Here is a 23,599-nt window from a genome sequence, read left to right as displayed (position 1 = left end):
ATTATTTTTAATCATTTTAAATAAGAATAGCCTGTTATTATTTTTCGTGTACAAAAGGTGACTTATAAAACGAATATTAAGAGTAAATTTAATAATGAAATAACCTATAAACTTCCATTCTAAAAATGGTGAAACGAGCCAATTTATCTGATGAAAATGTAGTTGTAGATATTATTACTGAGTCATTCAGGAACAATCCCAGTGTAATATCTTCAGTAAAAAATGATGCCAAACTAGATACGCGAATTAAAGAGTTGGCGAGATATGCTTTTCGAACGGCAATATCAAGAAATGGAGTATTACTTTCATCCAATAATACAGGAGTAGCCATTTGTTACCAATTCAATATCAAGAAAAACTCGTTTCTGGATTATTGGAATCAAATTCGATTGGTTTGCAAGGCAATTGGCATTTCTAAGGTTTTCACATTATTGAAAAGAGAAAAATACATTAATAAAATCAGACCTAAAGAAGGAAATTACCTGTATTTCTGGTTCTTTGGAGTAAAAGAATCCTACAGAGGAAGTGAAGCAGCAAAGGAATTAAAAACTGCCATATTTAAAGCATCAGAGGATAATCAATTACCTATTTATCTGGAAACTTCAGTTGAGCAGAACAAAATTGTATATCAACGATTTGGCTTTAAAATATACCATAGCTGGCATAGAAAAGATCATACCTTGTGGTTTATGAAACGTGATCCTAATTTTACAAACTCTATTTAGAATCCTACGGTAGGATATTTTCTATACTTTAGATATTTCAGTCTAAAACTAAACATTTACTAAGAAATGAAAACAAACCTTATAGAAAGCTTCAAGAATATCGACAACTATTTTTCACCAAAAATTATGGGTGAAGTAAACGATGCCTATGTTAAAATTGCCAAAATAAAAGGCGATGAAGTTCCCTGGCACGATCATAAAAACGAAGATGAGATGTTTTTTATTCTTGAAGGAAATTTACTTATGGAAGTGGAAGGCATGGACTCTTTTACAATGAACAAGGGCGATATGTATATCGTTAAAAAGGGCGTGCAGCATAGAGTTTCATCTGCAGATGAGTGCAAAATCATGTTAATTGAGAATAAGAGCACTGCACATACAGGAGATGTAAAATCGAATATTACTAAGGATATTAAGGATCAACTATATTAATATCTAAAAATAGCTTCTACCTTAGCTGACTCTATTTACCTAATAACAAAACTCTATGAAAAGGGAAGGTTCTTCCTATGGCATATTCCTAATGATTTTATCGGTACTTGCCTTTGGTATAATGGCAAGTTTGGTACGCAGTATGTCTCATGTTAGTACCTACATTACTGTTTTTGTACGTTTTGCAATTGGTGTTGGCATTGTTGGAATACTGGCGATGTTGCGCAAAATAGATTTGAAATTTGTCCGCAGTCCATTACTATTATTACGCGGTATTACTGGAACTGCTTCGGTGGCACTGTTTTATTTGGCTATTGTTAAAATTGGAATGGGTAAAGCATCAGTTTATTCCTATTCCTATCCCTTATTTGCCTCCTTATTAAGCGTAATTATCCTCAAAGAAAAAATTCAAACTACCAAATGGCTAATGATACTTTTAGCTTTTATTGGCATTGCTATGGTCTCCTTTCAATTTACTGAATCAGGTAAATCGTGGAATTTTGGTTGGTTTGATTTTTTAGCAATGCTAAGTGCTATAACCAATGCCATCTCCATTATTATAGTTAAAAAACTACATGGCACAGATAATTCATATGCCATATTTTTTGCTCAATCGATTGTTGGCTTTTGGCTATTTTTAATCCCTGCAAATTTACCTGAACTAACCGGCCCTGTTACAAGTAGTTATGTATTGATATTTATTGGCCTAGCGTCGGCTTGTGCGCAGTTGCTTAACACCGAAGGATATCGACATGTTTCTGTAGCTACCGGTTCACCTTTTCACATGTTAATTCCAATTGTAAATGTAATTGTTGGTGTTTTCGTTTTTAACGAAGTATTCAGTTTACAGGAAATTATAGGTTCAAGTCTGGTGGTTATAGCTTGTCTTGGCATCCTAAAACAGAACAGCTCATCAGCTTTAAAATAAAGATTTCTTAAATGTTTAAATGAACATTTATTTGTTTGAACTGTTATTTCGGTATGATTACACAATTCTTATTCATACAATTGCTACTAAGCAATAGCACCATGCTATTAACCGATTTTTCCAATAAAGATCTCTCCAATTGGTATATCGTTAATGATGTAGTTATGGGAGGAAGATCAGATGCCATCTTTTATATGAACGATGACTCTGCTGCTGTTTTCAAAGGATCTGTTTCTCTCGAAAACAATGGTGGATTTTCAATGGTAAAATACAATTTTGAAAATCGTGATATTAAAGATTACTCAAAAATCGTGTTTAAGGTAAAAGGTGATAACAAAAGATATCAATTAAGATTGCAATCGGATATCAATCAAATGCATTCTTTTATACAGTACTTTCAAACAACAAACGATTGGCAAATTATTGAATTGGATCTTGAAGATTTTTATCCAAGCTTTAGAGGAAGAAAACTAAACCTAGAAAATTTTGAAGGGAATAATCTGGAAGGAATCGCCTTATTAATTGGTAATAAAAAAGCTGAGGATTTTGAATTGATGATTAAATGGATTGCCCTTAAATAGATCTACATCGGCAAATAAAAATAAATACCTAAACCATTTGTAAATAAGATATTTCCATAAAGAGAATGCTCGAGGAAAGCTGCATTTAAAGATTTGTTTCTAAGATAAGTGTAGGAAAATATCAAGCTACCTACAAAGGTGAAAATTAATGCCAGCCAATTTCGGAAAATAATATGAGCCATTGCAAAGCAAAAGGCATTAATAAGCAACATTACCAAAGGACTACTAAAAAGGATCTTGTACCTGTGAAAGAAAAATGCTCTGAAAATAAATTCTTGCGTGTAGGCTGACCAAATGGGATACGAAACAATGACTGCAATCCAAATCCAAAAATTATTTCTTGGCAAATGGAAAAAGACATCGGCTCGAAAAACATACACCCAAATAGAAGTAATAACTAATAATACAGATCCTTTTAATAGTATATCCTGCCAAGGGTAATCTCTCCTGATACGAAAAATTTCTCTATCAAAATTTTTATCTTTTATAATAATAAAAAGACAGTATAGGAATACAAGTACAAGTGGAATAGCTTTGTGAACCGGGATCAATTCGTAAAAATACAAAACCGGCAAACCCAGAAACATAAATATCATCTCTATCCACAAATACAGTCTTCTCATATCACCCCAATAAATTAAAGAATCAAATAGAATAAATCGGCAATAAGGAGGATTCTCCCTATTAAGAACCGTTCTATATAATTTACAAAAAACAAGGTGAATTTGTTTCAAAAAGGGCTTAAAAATTTAGGAATGAAGCCTTTTTGATGACAAATGGAAAGCAAGTATGAAAAGCGCTCCAAAAAGCATGATAAACGCATCTATTTTAATGATGGAATTTATTTAAAATCAGATCAATTCACATAAGATATAGATTGGAGGCTATGAAGCTTTACGTTGAGCTTTTCTTGCTGCAACAATCATTAAATATCCGGCAATAACGGGTCCGTAAGCCACAATATGATATCCCTTAACATCGAACCATTGAAAATAAGTTCCCAAAGTAGCAACTCCTCCAATAATCATTAGGGTCCAGCCAATTAATCGTAATTCTCTAGCCTTTAATTTACCAGCTTTTTTTACATCGCCAGCAAGAATTTTATTATCAATTTCGCGCACAACATTCTTAATGGTAGTCTCATCAATACCTTTATCATTCAACTCTTTTCTAATTTGAGAGAAATCCATTCCATCAATTTTCTTTCCATGATAGAATTCTACCAATTCTTTAAAATCTTGTGCCATAACTGTATTTTTGTGTTCTACAAATCTAATCAGATTGAAATAATATTCAAAAAAGAGATCAAATAAAACAGGCTCCTCAAATGAGAAGCCTGTCTATTGAATATATATCAACAATTTACTTGTAGATTTCTTTTTTAGATGCCAACAATGTATTCTGAAGTAGAGATACAATTGTCATTGGACCAACACCACCTGGTACCGGTGTGATGAATGATGCTTTAGGAGCCACTTCGTCGAATTTAACATCTCCTAAAAGTTTCCAACCTGACTTGGTTTTATCAGACTTCACACGGTGAATACCTACATCGATAATCACAGCTCCTTCTTTTACCATATCTCCGGTAAGAAATTCCTTCATTCCCAAAGCAACGATTACGATATCAGCTTCGCGAGTAATTTCGCCAATGTTCTTTGTTCTACTATGGCATAAAGTTACTGTACAATCGCCATAAGCAGCCTTACGAGACATTAGAACACTCATAGGAGTACCGACAATGTTACTACGACCAATCACGACACAGTTTTTACCAGAAGTCTCAACTTTGTAGCGCTTTAGCAACTCTACAATACCCGCTGGAGTAGCTGGTAGGTACGTAGGAAGACTAGCAACCATTTTACCAACATTCATAGGGTGAAAACCGTCAACATCTTTCTCTGGACGGATAGTTTCGATTACCTTAGTTTCAGAAATGTGCTTTGGAAGAGGCAACTGAACGATTAATCCATCGATATCATCATTGTCGTTTACCTTGCGAATTTCTGCCAACAATTGCTCTTCGGTAATATCATCCTCGAAACGGAATTCCGAAGATTCAAATCCCACTGCATGGCAAGCTTTTACCTTTGCCGCAACATAGGTTTCGCTGGCTCCATCGTGTCCAACAATCATAGCTGCCAAGTGAGGTTTTTTTCCACCGGCTTTTGTAATTAATTCAACTTCGGCAGCAATCTCTTGCTTCACCTCGTTAGAAATCTTTTTTCCGTCGATTAGTTCCATTGTCCTTTGCTTTGTTTGTATAGTGTAAAAAATGCCTGACACAGAGTATCAAGCATTTCAATCTTTTAATATTATCGTCTGCCCATATTTCCCATCATCCTGGACATGTTTCCGCCTTTCGACATCATCTTCATGAGCTTTCTAGTTTCATCAAACTGTTTTATCAGTCGGTTTACATCCTGAATGGTGGAACCACTACCATCGGCGATACGCTTTCTGCGCGATCCATTAATCAATTTCGGATCGTCTCTTTCTGCGGGAGTCATTGAAAAAATGATTGCTTCAACACCTTTAAATGCATCATCATCAATATCAATATTTTTCAAAGCTTTTCCTACTCCAGGAATCATTGATGCCAAATCTTTCAAGTTACCCATTTTCTTGATCTGAGAAATCTGAGACAAGAAATCGTTAAAGTTGAACTGATTTTTCGCAATCTTCTTCTGAAGTTTTTTAGCTTCTTCTTCGTCGAATTGCTCTTGAGCACGCTCTACAAGTGAAACGATATCACCCATACCCAAAATACGATCAGCCATACGTTCCGGGTGGAAAACATCCAATGCTTCCATTTTTTCCCCAGTACCCACAAACTTAATTGGTTTGTTTACTACCGAACGAATTGATAAAGCAGCACCACCACGAGTATCACCATCCAATTTGGTTAAAACAACACCATCGAAATTCAAACGATCATTAAATTCTTTGGCTGTATTAACAGCATCCTGACCTGTCATTGAATCAACAACAAAAAGAGTTTCAGCTGGATCAATTGCCTTTTTAACGGCTTCGATCTCTTTCATCATCTCTTCATCAATAGCCAAACGACCAGCGGTATCGACAATTACAAGATCATTTCCATTTGCCTTTGCTTCTTTAATAGCAGCCTTGGCAATTTTTACAGGATTCTTATTTTCTTTATCAGAATATACAGGAACACCAATTTGCTCTCCTAATACATGCAACTGATCGATTGCAGCAGGACGGTAAACATCACAGGCAACCAACAGTGGATTCAGAGAACGTTTTGTTTTTAGCATGTTTGCTAATTTCCCTGAAAAGGTGGTTTTACCCGAACCTTGTAATCCGGCAATTAATATAACGGCAGGTTTTCCCTCTGTGTTGATATCAACATGAGTTCCACCCATTAGCTTAGCCAGTTCATCGTGAACAATCTTCACCATTACCTGGTTAGGCTTAAGAGCTGTAAGTACGTTTTCTCCTAATGCTTTTTCTTTTACGGTATTGGTAAACGACTTGGCAATTTTAAAGTTAACATCGGCATCTAAAAGCGCACGTCTTACGTCTTTCAAAGTCTCAGCAACATTGATTTCAGTAATTTTCCCCTGTCCCTTTAATATTTGGAACGATCGTTCAAGTCTTTCGTTAAGATTTTCAAACATTATTCTACGTATTTATATTTCACTGCAAAATTAAAAAAATATGTGTACAGCAAAAGGGCTAAGTGAAGAAATATCAATCTTTGGAGAAGAAATTTTAATAAGCTTTTAGTCTTTGACTATTAGCTATTGATTTTAGAAAAGCCAAAAGTACTTTCTTTACAATCCTTTTGAAGGTTCTGAATTGATTCATTCAACAAATTAATTGCTATAAAAAAAGCGAAGTCCATTTCTGAACTTCGCCTTTTCTATATTCTTTATTGCTATCAGCTTTTAGCTCAAGCTTTATTTTTACATTCTTTCCGGTACGCCAATTCCCATAAGATCCATACCCGATTTAATAATTTCTCCAATTTGTTTCGAAAGAACCATACGGAATGCTTTAACATCTGCATTTTCTTCTTTAGCAATTGGGAAATCGTGATAAAACTGATTGTATTCCTTCACCAAGTCGTAAATGTAATTTGCAATTTGAGCAGGACTAGTCTCGTTTCCAGCTTCCTTAATTACTGTTGGATAACTTGCAACCATCTGAATCAAGATTGATTCCTTTTCAGCAATATCTAGATTTGTCATCGCAGCTTCCGGCACTTCCACTCCTGCATCAACAGCTTTCTTCAACACCGATTGAATTCGTGCGTAAGTATATTGGATGAATGGTCCTGTATTACCGTTAAAATCAATAGAGTCTTTCGGATTAAACATCATGTTTTTCTTAGGATCAACTTTAAGGATAAAATATTTTAAAGCACCCATAGCTACTTTATTATATACATCCTCAGCTTCTTCCTCCGAGTATCCTTGCAGTTTACCCAATTCTTTTGATGTATCTCTGGCAGTATTTACCATTTCATTCATCAAATCATCGGCATCAACAACAGTTCCTTCGCGTGATTTCATTTTCCCTTCTGGCAATTCAACCATACCGTAAGATAGATGCTGAATTTTATCATGCCATTCATAACCAAGTTTGCCCATAATTAAAGACAACACCTGAAAATGGTAGTTTTGCTCATTACCTACAACATAAATGTGCTCATCGATATTGAATTCATCGAAACGCTCGTAAGCTGTTCCAATATCCTGAGTCATGTAAACCGAAGTTCCATCATCACGAAGTAATAATTTATGATCTAAACCGTCTGCCTCCAAATTCGCCCAAACAGAACCTGTATCTTTCTGATACAATACTCCATCTGCTAATCCTTTTTCTACAATTGCTTTACCTTGCTTATATGTATTCGATTCGAAATAAACTTTATCGAAATCAACACCCATTTTTTTGTAAGTGATTTGGAATCCTGCTAAAACCCAATCGTTCATCTTACGCCACAAAGCAACAGTTTCTTCATCTCCGGCCTCCCATTTGCGTAACATTTCCTGGGCTTGCAACAATAAAGGAGCTTGCTTTTTAGCTTCATCTACTTCCATTCCGTCAGCAACCAAAGTTTCAATTTCCTTTTTGTATTCCTGATCGAATTTCACATAGTATTTTCCAACCAAGTGATCCCCTTTCATGTCTGTTGATTCAGGAGTTTCACCTTCACCAAATCTCAGCCATGCCAACATCGATTTACAGATATGAATACCACGGTCGTTTACCAAGTTCACCTTGATTACTTCGTAACCATTAGCTTTTAGGATCTGTGCAACCGAATAACCTAACAGGTTGTTACGGATGTGTCCCAGGTGAAGTGGTTTATTGGTATTCGGTGAAGAATACTCAATCATCACCTTCTTAGCACCTTCCGCTAAAGGAGTAAATCCATAGTTCTCTGTTTTAAGGGCTGAATTTAAAACTGAAATCCAATATGAGTTATCAATAACCAAATTAAGGAATCCCTTCACAACATTAAATGCTGAAACAGATTCGATATTTTGAGTCAAAAACTCACCAAGATCATTTGCTGTTTGCTCCGGTGACTTTTTAGAAAAGCGCAAGAAAGGAAAAACAACAACTGTTAAATCTCCTTCAAATTCACGTCTTGTTTTCTGAATTTGTACCGTTTTCTCCTCAATATCCTGACCGTAACAATTTTTTACGGCTTCAATAACTTTGCTTTTTATTAAACTTTCAATGCTCATTTGGAAATTCTGTATTTCGAATTTTAATTCTTTACTGTTAGGTAATTAATTATTCTAATCTTTGCTAAATCAAATGATAAGATTCTAAATTAGAATAAGTCCCTCAATCTGAATTCGCAAAGATAATAGGAATAAAATGAATTGCTATCCATAAATTAAAAAAAGTCATTCACACGTCGCTTTACTCAGTCTCTCAAAAACAAGACAATAATTAAGATAATAATGATTAACATTATTTATATTTGAACAAAACAATATTGCCCTAAAAAGATCGTTGTACTTATTTAAAATTGATTGATTTCAATTGTACTCTGTGCTTTATAACAAGCACTTTTTTTATAACATTGCGAAAGTATCTGAACATTCAACATGCCCCTTTTAGAATGAAGAACTTTATTTTAATTCTTTTGATTGCTTTTATTCCAACAACTGTCTTTGCCAGTCCTGGAATAGAATCACTACCTCGAAAAGTTAACCCTGCTGATTTAAGTCGCCTATTTCTTTTAGCCGAATCATATTATTACCAAAATGATTCTAAAGCTTTAGAAACCGCAAATCTTGTTAGCGAAAAAGCTCTTGAATTTGAACAGATGGATAAACATGCTGCTTCGAGTGAACTAATGGGTCGCATTTATTTGTTCACTGGAGAAATGCAAAAAGCACAGGAATGCTTCGAAACTTCATTCTCCTATTGGGAAAGTGTACAAGACACAACTCGCATGAGTCATCTATATGGCTATTTTGGAGAATTAAATTATCTACGATGTAATTATGCAATAGCAAATGGCTTTTATAAAAAAGGTTTGGAATACAAAAAAGCAGTAAGCGATAGTTTGAGTTATGCATATAGTTACAATGCTTTGGGAAACATTCAGTATCAAACATGTCATTATTCCGAAGCCCTTTCTCTTTACTTTAAATCTTTACAATTAAACAAAAAACACAACAATACTATTGGAATTTGCTATTCTCTTAATGCTTTAGGAAGCACCTATGCAGAAATCAATGATAACAAATCTGCGATTAAGTATTTTGAAGAAGCTTTAGTAATTGGTGAAAGTAATAATCTGAAAAAAAATATTGCGTACAGTTTGAACCAATTGGCGAGTGTTAAGAATAACTTAGGCAATCGAAATTCAGCAATTGAACTGTACAACAAATCCCTCTTAATAAGCAAGGAGTTAGGATCAAAAAATGGTATTGCTCGTTCATACAGAGGAATGGGAGAAGTCTTCCAATCTATGGCTCAAAACGACAAAGCAATTGAATATCTGCACAAAGCACTGAAACTATTTGAAGAAATCGAATCGAAAAAAAATATTGCCCAATGCTATGAGAATTTGGGTTTAATATTGTATTCGATGAAAGATTATCCATTAGCTCGAGAAAACTATTCTAAAGCCAAAGAAATTTATGATGAAATAGGTTTTGTAAAAGGAATTGCAGATGTTACTCGAAAAGTTGGCAATACATTTTTACAAGAAAAAAAATATGTGCTCGCACTAAATGAATATGAACATTCATTGAAAATTCAGAAATCAATTGGCAATTTAAAAGGAATAGCTTCATGCTATACCAATATGGGATTGATTTTCGTAAAACAAGAAAATTTATCTAATGCTGAAGAATTATTCACAAAATCGGTTAGTATCAATCGGCAAATAGGAAATTTAGGCGGAATTGGATCTGCTTACAACAACCTTGCTTCTTTACATTTAGCCAAAAATGAAACCTCACAAGCCATACACTATTTGCAGAACAGTTTAGATTTAGCAACAAAGATCAATAGAAAAACTTTAATGGCTGAAAATTTCCGAAACTTATCTGATATTTATGCAGATATAGGAGATCATCAAAAATCATTAAATTGTTACAAAAAATATGTTGAACTCTACAACCAACTGTATAATGCACAAGCTGAAAACAGAATTGGCTGGATCCAAATGCAAAATGAAAGAGACAAAAGAGAAAATCTGGTTCGATTACATGCGAAAGAACAGTTTCTTAAAGAAGAAAAATTAAAAAAGGAACAACTTAACAATACATTTTTAATTCTAATTGTTGGGTTGATAATTGTATTCTCGGGAATTATTTACAGGTTTTTACATGCAGTAAAAAAAGCCAATGGAAAACTTAATCTAGAGGTTGAGGAAAGACGAAAAGCTGAATCTCTTTTGGAGGATCATCAAAGAAATTTGGAGAGTCTTGTCAAAATAAGAACATTAGAATTACTAAAAGCAAAAGAAAAGGCAGAACAAGCAGATAGGTTAAAAACTTCATTCCTGGCAAATATGTCACATGAAATCAGAACACCTATGAATGCAATTATTGGCTTTTCAAAATTAATGTCTCTAACAAACTCAAAAGCAAAACACGAATATTATACTAATATTATTAACGATAACGGTCATTTATTACTGACTTTAGTTAATGATATTATTGATATCTCAATGATAGAATCGAAGCAAATAAAAATTAAAAAATCGAATTTCTTTGTTTTCCCAATAATGGAAGAGTTGCAATCTATCTTTGAAGAACAGAAAGAAAAAGCTGGAAAAAAGAATTTAAAAATCAATTTACATATTCCTAAGAACATTAAGGATATTTCTATGCATTCGGATCAAATTCGTTTGAAACAAATACTTAATAACCTAATGCGAAATTCACTGAAATTTACTGAATCTGGACAAATTGATTTTGGAATTGAAACAATTAACGATAAACTTCGCTTCTTTGTAAAAGACACAGGCATAGGAATTCCTCACAATGAACAAACTCATATTTATGAGCGTTTTAGGCAAGCCAGTAACAATAAAGTAGAACATGGAGGAACAGGTCTGGGATTAACAATTTCTAAAAGTTTAACCGAACTTCTAGATGGGAAAATCTGGTTTGTTTCCGAACCACAAAAAGGAAGTAAGTTCTTTATTGATTTTATAATTGACGATCAAACTATATTGCAAGTAAAATCAGATTACAAATCAAGTGAATATCACGATTTCTCTGGTAAAAACATACTGGTTGCTGAAGATGTAGAATCAAATTTTCTATACATAAATGAGGTCTTAAAAAAGGTAAATGCAAATGTTACCTGGTCGCAAGATGGTATTGAAACTGTTGAAAAATTTCAAGATGATCATTACGATTTGGTTTTAATGGATATCCAAATGCCTAGAATCAATGGTTATCAAGCTACACGAGAAATTAAAAAACAAAATCCAACTGTTCCCATTGTGGCTCAATCAGCATATGTTTTCAAGGATGAAAGTTCAAAAATGACCGAAGCTGGCTGCGATGCATTTATAGCCAAACCATATACTGAAGAAGAACTTTTGGCAATCATTTATAAAAATATGAGTTAATATTTATTTACAATTTATTATACATTTATGGTGCTATTCAGTTAATGAATTAGCACCTTTCTTTTTACAACAAAACTCAAACACATGAAGCCTACTCTCCTTTTATTACTAATCAGTCTGTTTATTGTATCAAGTTCCTGCAAAAAGGAAAAGTTAGAATATGCTCTTGCTATACATGGTGGTGCAGGAACTATTTTAAAGAAGAACATATCTCCCGAAAAAGAAAAAGAGTATTTAAAACTTCTTGACAGAGCACTAACCGTAGGAGATTCAATCCTTAAAAATGGAGGCAGCTCTCTTGATGCCGTAGAACAAACCATTCATATTCTGGAAGATTCACCCTTGTTTAATGCAGGAAAGGGAGCTGTATTTACAAACGCTGGAAACAATGCTCTCGATGCATCAATTATGTGGGGAAAAGATTTAAATGCTGGTGCAGTAGCTGGAGTTGGTGATATTAAAAATCCCATAAGCGCAGCAAGAAAAGTTATGGAAGAATCGGAACATGTTATGCTTAGTGGCGCCGGAGCCTCCCAGTTTGCCGCTCTTCAAAATCTTGAAATGGTTGATAGCTTATATTTTTTTACAGAAAAACGTTGGAACTATCTGCAGAAAATTCTTAAAAAAGAACAAAAGATGAAAAAGGGTGACAGACATGGCACTGTTGGATGTGTTGCTCTCGATAAAAATGGCAATTTAACCGCTGGAACATCAACCGGAGGAATGACAAACAAGCGTTTTGGAAGAATTGGTGATTCTCCTATTATTGGTGCTGGAACTTATGCCAATAATTCAACATGTGCGGTATCCTGTACAGGACATGGGGAGTATTTCATAAGACTTGGTGTGGCTAAAGATATTTCCTCTTTAATGGAATATCAGAAAATAAATTTAGATGACGCAACAGATATTGTTATTAACAAATTAAATAAAATTGGCGGTACTGGTGGTTTTGTGGCTGTTGATCGGTTGGGTAATATTTCCATGAAAATGAATACATCCGGAATGTACCGAGGATTTGTAAATTCAAATGGAGAAAAAGGAAAATTTATCTATCAATAGAAATAAAATATTTTGATGAACCATTTTTTCGGATTAATTTAAACTTACAATTCAAAAATCACCTTAAAACCTACTTGATATGAATATCAATTTAAACGGAAAATGGAAAAACCAATACAACTCTGAAATGGATTTAGCAGTTGTAGATAATAGGGTTAGTGGTACTTTTCAAACAGCAATAGGTCAGCCTATGTTTGATGAAAAGTTTGAGATCTCCGGAAAAATCAACAACAATGTAATTGCATTTATGGTTGATTTTGGAAAATATGGTTCTATAGCTTGCTGGACAGGTAGATTTGAAATTGACGAAATTGGTCCTGTAATTCACACCATGTGGCATTTATCACAAAGCGAAGGTGGCGAGGAAGAACAAATGGCAAAAGCAATCCTAACTGGGGTTGGAACTTTTAGAAAGCCTTAATTCAATAAAAAGGAGCATGAAATCATGCTCCTTTTTTGTTGTATTATTTTACCGGAATATCCAGTTGGTCAATTTTACCTAACAGATCGTGAGTTGAATTTAACAAATCATCGTAAATCAATTTAAAATGAGCTTTTACTTCCTTAGTATTTTTAGGATTTACATTTTGATTGATACGCGATATATAATTATTTCTAGAAATAACAGCTTCATTCATAATCTCAAAAACTGATTCAGAATTTTTCTTACCAAAAAATTCCAAATGAATCATTCCTCTCATAAGTATCTCGTTGGTAAGGAAGTTAACATCTTTTTTAAACTCTCTTTTACTTGCCATAAATTGTATTTTAATTGTTGATAAAAGCTAAAATACAAATAATGATACGAAAAATAAGATTTACGGCATATTATTATTTCCTCTCCTCAATCTTGCAAAAGGAGCATAAAAGCACTTAATTTGCAATAATACCAACCTGAATTGAGGCGACTGCGATATGAGTGAATGTTATCGATATCTTTTTTTACACAACGAAAAATTAAAATCAACTGAACTTTTTAAGGACAGTTACCTCCAAAGTGGACTTTCGTTATATGAAGTTGTAAGAGTGGTATCAGGCAAAGCAATTTTTCTGACTGAACATTACTCTCGTTTATGCAATTCTGCTAAAAAAATCGAGACTGAAATTTGGTATAGTTTTGAGCAAATAAAAAGTGCCATACAATCACTTATTACCAAAAACGACATTACTGAAGGTAATATCAAGTTGATTTTCAACATCAAAAAAGAATCACGAAATTTTTACGCTTACTTTGTAAAGCATTCATATCCCACAAAATCTCAATACGAAAATGGGGTTAGAACTTTTATTCATCAAGCGGAAAGACCAACTCCAACTGCAAAAATATATAATCATAAACTAAGGTCTAAAACAAATAATATAATTAAAGAGGCTAATATTTTCGAGGTCATATTACTAAACTCGTTAGGATACGTAACTGAAGGAAGTAAATCTAATTTATTTTTCATTAAAAAAAATACAATTTACACAGCTCCCGACAATGAAGTTTTACATGGCATTGTGAGAGGAAAAGTGATACAAATAGCCCAAAAATTAGGAATCCCTATTGTTAAAACTTCGATTTCCTATGATGATTTACCAACATATGATGCTTGCTTTTTAAGCGGAACATCTCCAATGATACTTCCGATAAATAGAATCAATTCTTTAAGTTTCTCCTGCAATCATCCTGTGTTAAAACAAATTTTATTGGAATATCAACAATTGGTACAAGCCAATTTGAATCAATAATTCTTTGGGAAACCAATCTCGGTAATTGTTTTATTATTGTTTTTGGAGTCAACAGTTTTTTTGATTGAATAATGATAAGTTCTGCCATTTGAAATTACTTTATTCAATAATTTCATTCTATCCTGTGTAATTTGAAGAGAATCATTGCCAATTCTTACACTTTCTTCTCTCCTATTATTAGTTAATGTTCTATCATTATTACCATTATCAGTAATTACACACCTTACATAACCATCTTCTTCCTGTCTAAAATTCAAACTTAATTTCCCTTCACAGTCAACTCCTCTTAATCCAGTTCTAATGATATTTTCCAAAAATGGTTGAATAATCATTGGCGGCAATTTCACTTTAAGAGGATTTATAGTAGGATCAATTTCGATTTGAAAAGTAAACTTATCAGAAAAGCGCATCTGCTCTAACTTAAGGTATAATTTCAAATAGGATAATTCATCTGATAATTGAATGAAATTCTCATTGGCATTTTTGATATTCTTCCTTAAGACCATCGAAAAGTCGGATAAATATTCCAATGCCAAATCTTCTTCATTATCCAAAATATAGCTTTGAATCGAATTCAAAGAATTAAATATAAAATGAGGATCCAATTGATACTGTAAAGCTTTAATTTTTAATCCAATTACACGATTAAATTGTTTTGTCCTATTCTTTTCTTCTTTCCTAATTCTCTTTTTATAAAACTTAAGAATAAAAAACATTAAGCTAAAGAACGATAACACCACAACGGCAATAAACCAAATTGTTCTCCACCAAGCTTTTTCTATTACAATATTAATGTTATAATTTGCAATATTTCCCGTACTTAAACATTTTCCTTCAAATTCAAATCTATACTCTCCACCTTGTAAATTTGTGTATACAGCTTCTGTAGAATTTTTCCACTCGGTCCAGTCTTGATTAAAACCTATTAATCGATATCGAAATAAAGTATTGTTCGGGTTTTCACAATAAAAATATCCGAGTTCAAAAGTTAAATTATCCTGCTTATAAGATAGGACAATTGGATCTTTCAAACTTTTTCGCCATTTATCTCTATTGCTAAAATCGGTATGCCAATCCTTGTTATGAACCTGCAAGTTCATTAATGCCATCTCACAATTTCCATCTTCCTTAACAGAACAATCTGTTTCTATCTTAACCAATTCGTCCGTTGTGTTTACCCAAATATTCCCATCCAAGTCAACTAACGATTCCTTTCCACTGTTCTTAAAATTGGCATCTTTTAAATTCCAAAAACGATTCTCGATCCTTGAATTTTGGGACCATGAAGAGTATTTAAAACGGTGAACTCCTAAATTTGTCCCACACCAAAGAGATCCATCATTTAAAAATTGAAAACCATGAACTGACGTACCTATCAAACCATCCTCTTTGGTAATGGAATCCTTAATTATCAATTCGTTTTTATTACACTCAAGTTTATAAATAATACCATTATTTCCGCCTACAATAATTGATGAATCAGGCAATATCAAAAGATCATTAACTACATTATGAATTCCAGAGTTTCCACGATTGTAGTTGTAAAACTTACCATTTGAATCAAATCTTAAAATCCCTTTACTTCGCGTTGATATCCATACTTCACCATTACTCTCAACAATTTTGCTAATCTCAAGCTCTTTTGCCAACAAGCTGTTCAATAAATAATCATTCGCTTTTTCACCTTTGCCATTAAATATGGCTATTTTTTTATCCAATGCGCAGAACAACCTCCCATCACTTAATATTATAAAATCATTAGCAGTCGCAATTCCTTTATATTTTAATTTTCCCAAAATAAAATCGTATGTATAAAAGCCATAATTACTAGCAATCCAAATCAAACCGTTTCTATCCGACTCTAAATCATAAATTTGAAGATCTAACTTGCAATTCTCCTTTCCGGATAATTTACAGAAATCGATTTTGGAAGCAACCTGCTCCACTTTTCCGTTTTTTATTTTTTTCAAATATTGCTCCGAAGCAACAATAATATCACCTTCCGGTAATATTGCAATATCAGAAATGGTATTCGGCTTAATCTCTAGATTATGAGCGTCGATGTATGAGAACCTTGAATTTTTAATACAAATTAGACCTTTACCTTTGGTACCCAGCCACAATTCTTTACTATTTTCTCTTTGGTATAGACATTGAATAAAGGTATTATTCAAATTGTATTGATCAGATAAATCAGAAACAATCCCCTTTTCGAGTAGAATAAGTTTTCTATACTCCTTACCCTTATCAAAAAAGCGAAGTAGAAAATAAGTTTTATTATCCGTTTTTATTCGTTGTAGTATTTCACACCTCTGTTTGATTTTATCAAAAATCAGTTCAACCAATAAATCACTTGTTTCCAATGATTTTAAATCGGCTCGAACAATTATTTCAGGGGAGCGATCAAAGTTAGTACCTGTTAATTTATTTTTATTGAAATCAAAAATCTGGTAAGAATCATTTTCTTTCGAATGTATTGCTAATAAATTTTTGTTTGCAGAAAGTTTTAAAACATTAGTATTATTTAATTTTCGAGAATCTTTTAAACTCCTGAAATCCTTTATGTAAGTCGTAAAATAGAATCCATTAGAGGTACCTATGCATAAACTGGTATCTCTCAATACAAAATGATGTATATCTAGAAAATCATCGTTCAATTGATCATTCACAGTCTTTACTTTTTCACCATCAAACTCACACAAGCCAACTCCTGTGACTGCAAACAGTAGATTGCCATTTTTCTTTTCTTGAATACAATTTACTTGCTCTCCATTTAAAATAGATAATTCGGATCTAAATTTAACTTTTGCACCAGTAAATTCACAAACACCAGCATCTGTAGCCAACCAAACAATTCCTCTGGAATCTTCATAAATATCTTTAATATTATTTCCAGGCAAGCCATCGCGCATGCTAAATTCATTTTTGGAACTTAAACCGGCATAGCAAGCGATACTCAAAACTGAAAACCAAATTATTAATACAAATTGCTTAAATGAGAGATTCATACAACAAAAATAATTATTAAATCCTTATGTTATGCGTGTCAAATGTGTCAAATTAAATCACTTCCGTTCAAACTCGTAACTCAACAGGTAAAATTCCCAAGAAATCTTTCTAAATATCCAACTATAATATAAAAACTGTAAACTATTTGTTTTCCATCTCGTATAGTAAGATTGTTCAACAAAAATAAGCGGAAGACTAGCAATTATAAATCCTTTAGATATTTTTGCATAGTAATTTAATATTATGATTTAGGAGTATGAAGTTTACATTTGATAAAAATAACTTAGAAAAGGTCAATCAACTATTTTCAAGCAACCAGAGTTTTAACTTTACTGCACTGCCAAGGTTGAAAATGTTCTATGCTTTGAAAAAAGAATTGAAAGAAATTTCTGGGTTAGAATGGTTTTTTGAATTTGACCATGTGAATTTAGCAAATAACAGAATTATTATAGAACACTCTCAAAACAAGAGTAAAGACTTCAATTTTTATTATGAGATCCCTTTAACATCTAAGTTTGAACTAAGAGTGTTTCTTGCCAATTCATCAGTACACTTTTTAGATATCTATAATTTTCTTTTAAAAGAAGATATAATCCATGAAAAACAATTTTCTTTAAAAGCAGAATATCATACAATTCCGCATTTTATTCTAAATGATAACCTAAAAAAGTACAATGCTGGTGTTCTTAAACATTACCTAAATAACGAAGATTTTGACGGAGAGCAAATAGACGGTAGTATAAAGAAGGAAATAGAACGAGGAATTCAAATTTTTAATCCTATTTTTAATCAAATCCTAAATCAATTTAATATTTGATTTAATTTAAGTATGACCCCTAACCAATCTAAAAAAAACATAATAAGTATCAGCAGAGCCTATTTCTTACTCTTTTTGGTTCTAACCATTGCTTTCCTGGTAGGCTTTGGAGCGATATGGATGTACAGTAAAATCTCTGATTTCAGTCAGGAATCTCAAAATCTTCGAAGTGATTTTATTGAACAACAAAAAGATATTTTGGTTCAAAAATCTGAGGAATGTATCAACTTCATAAAATATCAAAACACTCAAGCTGAATCAAGGTTAAAAAACAGGTTGAAAAATTTTGTAGATCAATCGCATGCTGTTGCAATGCATATTTACAAACAAAATAAAGGGAAAGCCTCTGATAAAGAAATTAAAAGAAGAATTAAAGAAGCAATAACCCCTGTACGTTTTACCGAAGGACGCGGTTATGTATTCATAAACACACTAGGTGGCAAAGGTGTATTATATCCATTTTCGAAAGAAAATGAAGGTGCAAGTTTAATTAACTTTCAGGATGTAAATAAAAACTACATTGTAAAAAATGAAGTTAATTTAATGAAGTATAAAGATCATGCATTCACTAAGTATGAAAATAAACACTTTGTAAAAAATAAATACAACGCTTACACCAAAGTATCATATATTAAGAAGTTTGTTCCTTACAATTGGTATTTTGGTAGTTTTGCCTACTTAGATGATTTACAGGATGAAATACAAAATGAAGCATTAGTCAGAATTAACCAAATAAGTTTAGGAGAAGGGAATTACTTTTACGTCTATAAAACCGATGGGACCTGTTTACTACACCCAGATTCAACAAGTATTGGTAGAAACTATAAAGAATATAAAAGTTCCCAACGAAAAAAAAATATTGAAAAAATGCTGGAGGCGGCTGAAGCTGAAGAATCAGGTTTTATTGAATATAAAGATCCTAAAAAAGATAACAGCAATAAAATATCATACATAACATCTGTTAAAGATTGGAATTGGATTATTGGTGCTGGAATTTACACGAGTGAAATAGATGAAAATCTAGCTATTGCAAAAGCCTCACTTACGCGTAAAGTTAGACGTTATGGGTTTCAAATTGTTGGTCTTATTATAATTGCTATTATAATTCTATACATAACTTCGAAGACCATATCTGTTAAAATGAACAAAAACTTTGTTTCATTTAACAACTTCTTTAAAAAAGCATCCACTCAATCATATAAAATAAATGTTGAAGAATTGCATTTTTCTGAATTTAAAGATTTAGCCATTACGATTAATCGGATGATCGACATAAGGACACAGAAGGAAAAAGAACTGCAAGTTGCACGTGAGAAAGCAGAAGAGTCAGATCGTTTAAAATCTTCTTTCCTTGCAAATATGTCGCACGAAATTCGAACTCCAATGAATGCGATAATTGGCTTTTCAGAATTACTTCAGGAAGAAGATTTGCCATTTGAAACCAGACAGCAATTTTTTACACACATAAGAAACAGTGGAAATTCACTTCTTAATTTAATTAATGACATTATCGATTTTTCAAAAATAGAGTCTGGCGAACTAAAAATATCTCAAACATTATACAGTCTGAATCAGTTGTTTGACGAACTGTTCTATACTTTTGAAAAGATTAAATCGCAAAAAGGAAAAGATTATATTGATTTAAGTTTTTCAAAAGGACTTGACGATGAAAAATCTATCATTTACACAGATCCGCTTAGATTAAAACAAATTATAACCAATCTGGTTGAAAATGCTCTAAAATTTACCGAAAAAGGGAGTATTCATGTTTCCTATCAGCTAAGTGAAAATAAACTAATTTTTGCCGTTAAAGATACTGGTATTGGTATCACTCCTGATAAGCAAAAGATAATTTTCAGCAGATTCAGACAAGCTGATGATTCTCATGCAAGAAGATATGGAGGAACTGGTCTTGGGCTTTCAATATCTAAAAAATTAGCTGAACTTTTAAAGGGTGAAATGTGGGTAGAATCTACTCCAGATATTGGAAGTAGCTTTTTTGTTAGCATACCTTATTTAATAGATGATAAGATTAATTCTGTACCTGTTGAACCTGTTCATAAAAATGGTTACAACAAAGATCTTACAGGTAAACGAATTCTTATTGTGGATGACTACAATGTAAATTTGACACTGATTAAACAAATGCTGCAATCTACAGGAGTTGACTTGGCTCTTGCTGATAACGGTAAAAGCGCGGTTGAATGCTGTATAAAAGACAAATATGATTTAGTTCTGCTAGATCTTCAAATGCCTGAACTAAATGGTTATGACACTCTAAAATTGATCAAAAAAGATCAACCAGAAATTAAAATTGTTGCACAAACTGCATATGCATTAGCAAATGAAAAAGAACAAATAATGAATTCTGGTTTTGATGGTTATATCGCAAAACCAATTATTAAACAAAAGCTACTTCGTTTAATTAACGAAATGATTTAAAAATGAGGACATTTTATTCTTCCTATTTTTCTTCGTCTACGTAAAGATTTTTCCATACAACTAGATCGACTTCTTTTGCTATTTTTAAATCTCATTAGAAATGAAATCTCGTGCGCTCCCGTATTGGTATGAATTAATTTTGAAACTGTCTTGTCGTAACTGTAAGCTACTTGCCACCAGTCTCTCATTATTCCTAATTGTAAAATAATAGCATCATATTCAAGTTCTAAATTATCTCTGTACCACATACCATAAATCAACGATCCTTTCGAAATATAAAGTCCATAATTGAGCTGTTTATTGGTTGATTGCTGTTGATACAAAAAATTAGGAGCGATGGAAAAATCCGATTGATGTAGTCCATTTCTAAAAACAGGAACATTTACACCGCAATGTAGAGTGTATTTTCTAGGAAGTTTAGAATAATCGCTTTCATCCTTATAGGATTCATCCGGTTCTGTTAAGTGATGTGCTGCAAACCCAATAAACCAATTTTTATAGGATGCGATAATACCTGATGAAAAATCAAAATAATTCTTATTCAAATGATCTACTGCACTCTCTCCTGTAAACGGACTAATTAACCCGTTAATATAGAATTCATCCGTTTGATCGGGAAATGTAAAATTGGCATCATTCAATTTACGTTGAATATAAGACAACTGAAAACCAGCTTTTAATGATAATTCTCGACTAACCCTAAGCGTATAAGCATACATACCACTCACAGTAGTGGTGCTAATAGTTCCATCACCTTGCTCATCTTGCATTACTTGCAATCCAACACCACCATTTAAAACATTTACATACTGGTCATAGGCAACACTATAAGTAACGTATGCCGAACTAATTTCTGGCCACTGGTTTCTATAGTTCATAGATATTCTTGCGTCGAAATCGGAACCTGCAAAAGCAGGATTTAAATATACTTTATTAGCGTAGAACTGAGAGAATTCAACATCTTGAGCAAACAAAATCATTGATTTCATCACCAGTACTAATACAACTAATATTTTTATTCCTTTTCTATCCATTATCTAAACAATGTAACCGTTCCGTGATCACGCTCTTTTCCACCGTAAAAAATAATCCAAACATAAACTCCAATTGGAGATTCTGTACCTTTATAAGTACCATTCCAACCTTCATATTTAAGCTCATTATTACTTACCATATCTTTTTTCAACTCAAAAACCTGCTCTCCCCATCTGGTATAAATATACATTTCGAAATCTGTTACAACACCTTTAAAAACCGGATAAAATATCTCATTTGGTCCTTTACCGTTTGGCGTGAACACATTAGGAACAACCATCTTTGGCTGTAATAATTTAACTGCAATAGCTGCCTGTGCAACACAACCATAATCATTTGTTACCTCAACAGTATACTCCCCTTCATCATCTACTTCAATACTTCTCCAATCAGAACCCGTATTCCAATAGTAAGAAACATATCCTGAGCCAGCATCTAGAGTAATCGTTTGTCCTTTATACATACTCAATGTATCTGAATAAATTTCCACCTCTGGTGAAGGATAAACTTCAACATTTATTGTATCCACACCCATAATTCCATACACATCCCAAACTTGTACGGTATATTGTCCAGATTTGTTCACAATGATAGTTCTTGTTTCTTCTCCAGTACTCCACAAATACTTTTCCCAATTACCAGCATCAAGCATTAATGCTGTACCTTCACATATACCTGCATTATCTCCTAAGTCAATTGTAGGTACTGGATTCACAGCAACTTTAACTTTTCCGTTACCTCTACATCCATTAACATCTACTACAGTAACAGCATATTCTCCGTCTTTCTGAACTTTTAAATATTGAGAATCTTCCTGATTACTCCATTCATATTCAACGTAACCGCTACCTGCATCTAAAATAATCGTACTTCCTTCGCCTATCACTGTATCTCGACCCAAATAAACTTCAGGATTCTCGTGTACAAAAATGTTTATATCATCTTTCCCTGTACAACCAAATTCATCTGTTGCGAACAGCTCAAAACTACCTTCTTCATATACATATATTGATCTGGTTGCTCCTCCTGGATTCCATTCAGTATAATATCCTTCTGGCGCTTCCAAAATTAATTCTTCACCTTCACAGATATATAAATCTGGACCTAAATCAACTATTGGTAAATCATGTACAATTACCTCAACAGAATCATAACCTATACAGCCATTGATATCATGAACTTCAACGTGATACATTCCACCACTACTAACTTCTCTGGATTGTGTTGTTACTCCATCACTCCATAAAAATCTTTCTCCATCACCAATATCTAACTTAACCGATTCACCATAACACATATCTACTATTGATGGTAATGGATTATTTGGTAAGTTTATAATCTCAACATCCACACTATCTGATGCATGACAACCGTCACTATTAATGATTTCAAGAATATATCTTCCCGATTCACCCGTTGTGATCGAAGAGTTTGTTGCTCCATTAATATTTATTCCATCTTTTTTCCACTGATAAATGTAGTCGGCTTGATTTGGTCCTTCAATATATGTCGAATCTCCATGACATACTAAATTCGTTGAATACATTAATTCAAAATCGAAATTCGGTAATTTGGTAAACCGAGTAGTATCTATATTCGAACAACCATTTCCATTAGTTACAACTACTGAATAGTTTCCACTTGCATTTACTGTTATGGTTCGAGTAATCTCACCTGTACTCCATAGATATGTCGATCCTGCATTGCCTGCATCCAAAGTAATTATATTACCATCACAGGTTTCCTGGT

Annotated in this window: 19 protein-coding genes; 10 read left to right on the top strand and 9 right to left on the bottom strand. The window is 32.9% G+C overall.

Annotation, left to right across the window (positions count from 1 at the left end; genetic code table 11):
- The first annotated feature begins 125 nt into the window (after positions 1 to 125).
- The 4 genes from GCQ56_RS11630 (at position 126) to GCQ56_RS11615 (ending at position 2,666) form a co-directional block, all read left to right on the top strand.
- A complete protein-coding gene (locus GCQ56_RS11630; protein ID WP_152734646.1) occupies positions 126 to 725 on the top strand; it encodes a GNAT family N-acetyltransferase in 600 nt (199 codons plus the stop codon).
- A 66-nt stretch (positions 726 to 791) separates the two neighbouring features.
- A complete protein-coding gene (locus GCQ56_RS11625; protein ID WP_152734645.1) occupies positions 792 to 1,157 on the top strand; it encodes a cupin domain-containing protein in 366 nt (121 codons plus the stop codon).
- Between the two features lie 55 nt (positions 1,158 to 1,212).
- Complete coding sequence (locus GCQ56_RS11620) at positions 1,213 to 2,085, top strand: DMT family transporter (RefSeq protein WP_152734644.1); 873 nt, start codon at positions 1,213 to 1,215, stop codon at positions 2,083 to 2,085.
- A 53-nt stretch (positions 2,086 to 2,138) separates the two neighbouring features.
- A complete protein-coding gene (locus GCQ56_RS11615; protein ID WP_227006064.1) occupies positions 2,139 to 2,666 on the top strand; it encodes a CIA30 family protein in 528 nt (175 codons plus the stop codon).
- A 2-nt stretch (positions 2,667 to 2,668) separates the two neighbouring features.
- Here the strand turns inward: GCQ56_RS11615 and GCQ56_RS11610 are convergent, their stop codons facing one another.
- The 5 genes from GCQ56_RS11610 to argS all read right to left on the bottom strand — a co-directional run bounded on the left by GCQ56_RS11610 (position 2,669) and on the right by argS (position 8,392).
- Positions 2,669 to 3,289 carry a CPBP family intramembrane glutamic endopeptidase gene (locus GCQ56_RS11610; protein ID WP_152734643.1) on the bottom strand — a complete coding sequence of 207 codons (621 nt, stop codon included), beginning with the start codon at positions 3,287 to 3,289 and terminating at the stop codon, positions 2,669 to 2,671.
- 261 nt (positions 3,290 to 3,550) lie between these two features.
- Positions 3,551 to 3,913: a hypothetical protein gene (locus GCQ56_RS11605; RefSeq protein ID WP_152734642.1), complete on the bottom strand. Its 363-nt coding sequence runs from the start codon at positions 3,911 to 3,913 to the stop codon at positions 3,551 to 3,553.
- 115 nt (positions 3,914 to 4,028) lie between these two features.
- Positions 4,029 to 4,910, bottom strand: a complete 882-nt coding sequence (locus GCQ56_RS11600) for a bifunctional 5,10-methylenetetrahydrofolate dehydrogenase/5,10-methenyltetrahydrofolate cyclohydrolase (protein WP_152734641.1) — start codon at positions 4,908 to 4,910, stop codon at positions 4,029 to 4,031.
- 71 nt (positions 4,911 to 4,981) lie between these two features.
- The gene (gene ffh / locus GCQ56_RS11595) at positions 4,982 to 6,310 is read right to left on the bottom strand and encodes a signal recognition particle protein (RefSeq protein WP_152734640.1); all 1,329 of its coding nucleotides are present in this window, start codon (positions 6,308 to 6,310) and stop codon (positions 4,982 to 4,984) included.
- 288 nt (positions 6,311 to 6,598) lie between these two features.
- Positions 6,599 to 8,392, bottom strand: coding sequence for an arginine--tRNA ligase (argS, locus tag GCQ56_RS11590; RefSeq protein ID WP_152734639.1), 1,794 nt, complete (start codon positions 8,390 to 8,392; stop codon positions 6,599 to 6,601).
- A 383-nt stretch (positions 8,393 to 8,775) separates the two neighbouring features.
- On the opposite strand from argS, the gene GCQ56_RS11585 reads away from it, so the two are divergent.
- The 3 genes from GCQ56_RS11585 (at position 8,776) to GCQ56_RS11575 (ending at position 13,237) form a co-directional block, all read left to right on the top strand.
- A complete protein-coding gene (locus tag GCQ56_RS11585) occupies positions 8,776 to 11,754 on the top strand; it encodes a tetratricopeptide repeat protein (protein ID WP_152734638.1) in 2,979 nt (992 codons plus the stop codon).
- An 84-nt stretch (positions 11,755 to 11,838) separates the two neighbouring features.
- Positions 11,839 to 12,816, top strand: coding sequence for an isoaspartyl peptidase/L-asparaginase family protein (locus GCQ56_RS11580; RefSeq protein WP_152734637.1), 978 nt, complete (start codon positions 11,839 to 11,841; stop codon positions 12,814 to 12,816).
- Positions 12,817 to 12,895: 79 nt separating this feature from the next.
- Positions 12,896 to 13,237 (top strand): avidin/streptavidin family protein, encoded by a 342-nt coding sequence (locus GCQ56_RS11575; protein ID WP_152734636.1) that lies wholly within the window; start codon positions 12,896 to 12,898, stop codon positions 13,235 to 13,237.
- A gap of 43 nt (positions 13,238 to 13,280) precedes the next feature.
- On the opposite strand, the gene GCQ56_RS11570 is transcribed toward GCQ56_RS11575, so the two are convergent.
- On the bottom strand, positions 13,281 to 13,574 hold the full coding sequence (locus tag GCQ56_RS11570) for a hypothetical protein (protein ID WP_152734635.1): 294 nt from the start codon (positions 13,572 to 13,574) through the stop codon (positions 13,281 to 13,283).
- A 157-nt stretch (positions 13,575 to 13,731) separates the two neighbouring features.
- On the opposite strand from GCQ56_RS11570, the gene GCQ56_RS11565 reads away from it, so the two are divergent.
- Complete coding sequence (locus tag GCQ56_RS11565) at positions 13,732 to 14,547, top strand: aminotransferase class IV (protein ID WP_152734634.1); 816 nt, start codon at positions 13,732 to 13,734, stop codon at positions 14,545 to 14,547.
- On the opposite strand, the gene GCQ56_RS11560 is transcribed toward GCQ56_RS11565, so the two are convergent.
- On the bottom strand, positions 14,541 to 17,555 hold the full coding sequence (locus GCQ56_RS11560) for a histidine kinase (protein WP_152734633.1): 3,015 nt from the start codon (positions 17,553 to 17,555) through the stop codon (positions 14,541 to 14,543). The two genes, GCQ56_RS11565 and GCQ56_RS11560, sit on opposite strands and share 7 nt — an antisense overlap.
- 257 nt (positions 17,556 to 17,812) lie before the next feature.
- Between GCQ56_RS11560 and GCQ56_RS11555 the strand changes: the two genes are divergently transcribed.
- On the top strand, positions 17,813 to 18,373 hold the full coding sequence (locus GCQ56_RS11555; RefSeq protein WP_152734632.1) for a hypothetical protein: 561 nt from the start codon (positions 17,813 to 17,815) through the stop codon (positions 18,371 to 18,373).
- Between the two features lie 12 nt (positions 18,374 to 18,385).
- Entirely contained in the window at positions 18,386 to 20,815 is a 2,430-nt protein-coding gene (locus tag GCQ56_RS11550) for a cache domain-containing protein (protein ID WP_152734631.1), read from the top strand.
- Here GCQ56_RS11550 and GCQ56_RS11545 read toward each other — a convergent pair.
- A complete protein-coding gene (locus GCQ56_RS11545) occupies positions 20,812 to 21,849 on the bottom strand; it encodes a type IX secretion system membrane protein PorP/SprF (protein ID WP_152734630.1) in 1,038 nt (345 codons plus the stop codon). The genes GCQ56_RS11550 and GCQ56_RS11545 overlap by 4 nt on opposite strands.
- A partial coding sequence (locus GCQ56_RS11540) for a gliding motility-associated C-terminal domain-containing protein (protein WP_152734629.1) occupies positions 21,849 to 23,599 on the bottom strand: 1,751 nt, incomplete at its 5' end. The genes GCQ56_RS11545 and GCQ56_RS11540, both read right to left, overlap by 1 nt.

The organism is Marinifilum sp. N1E240 (assembly GCF_009295825.1).
In the GTDB taxonomy this organism is placed as follows: domain Bacteria; phylum Bacteroidota; class Bacteroidia; order Bacteroidales; family Marinifilaceae; genus Marinifilum_A; species Marinifilum_A sediminis.
The sequence above is the reverse complement of the archived record's forward strand: the minus strand, read 5'-3'. Positions and strand labels throughout refer to the sequence as shown.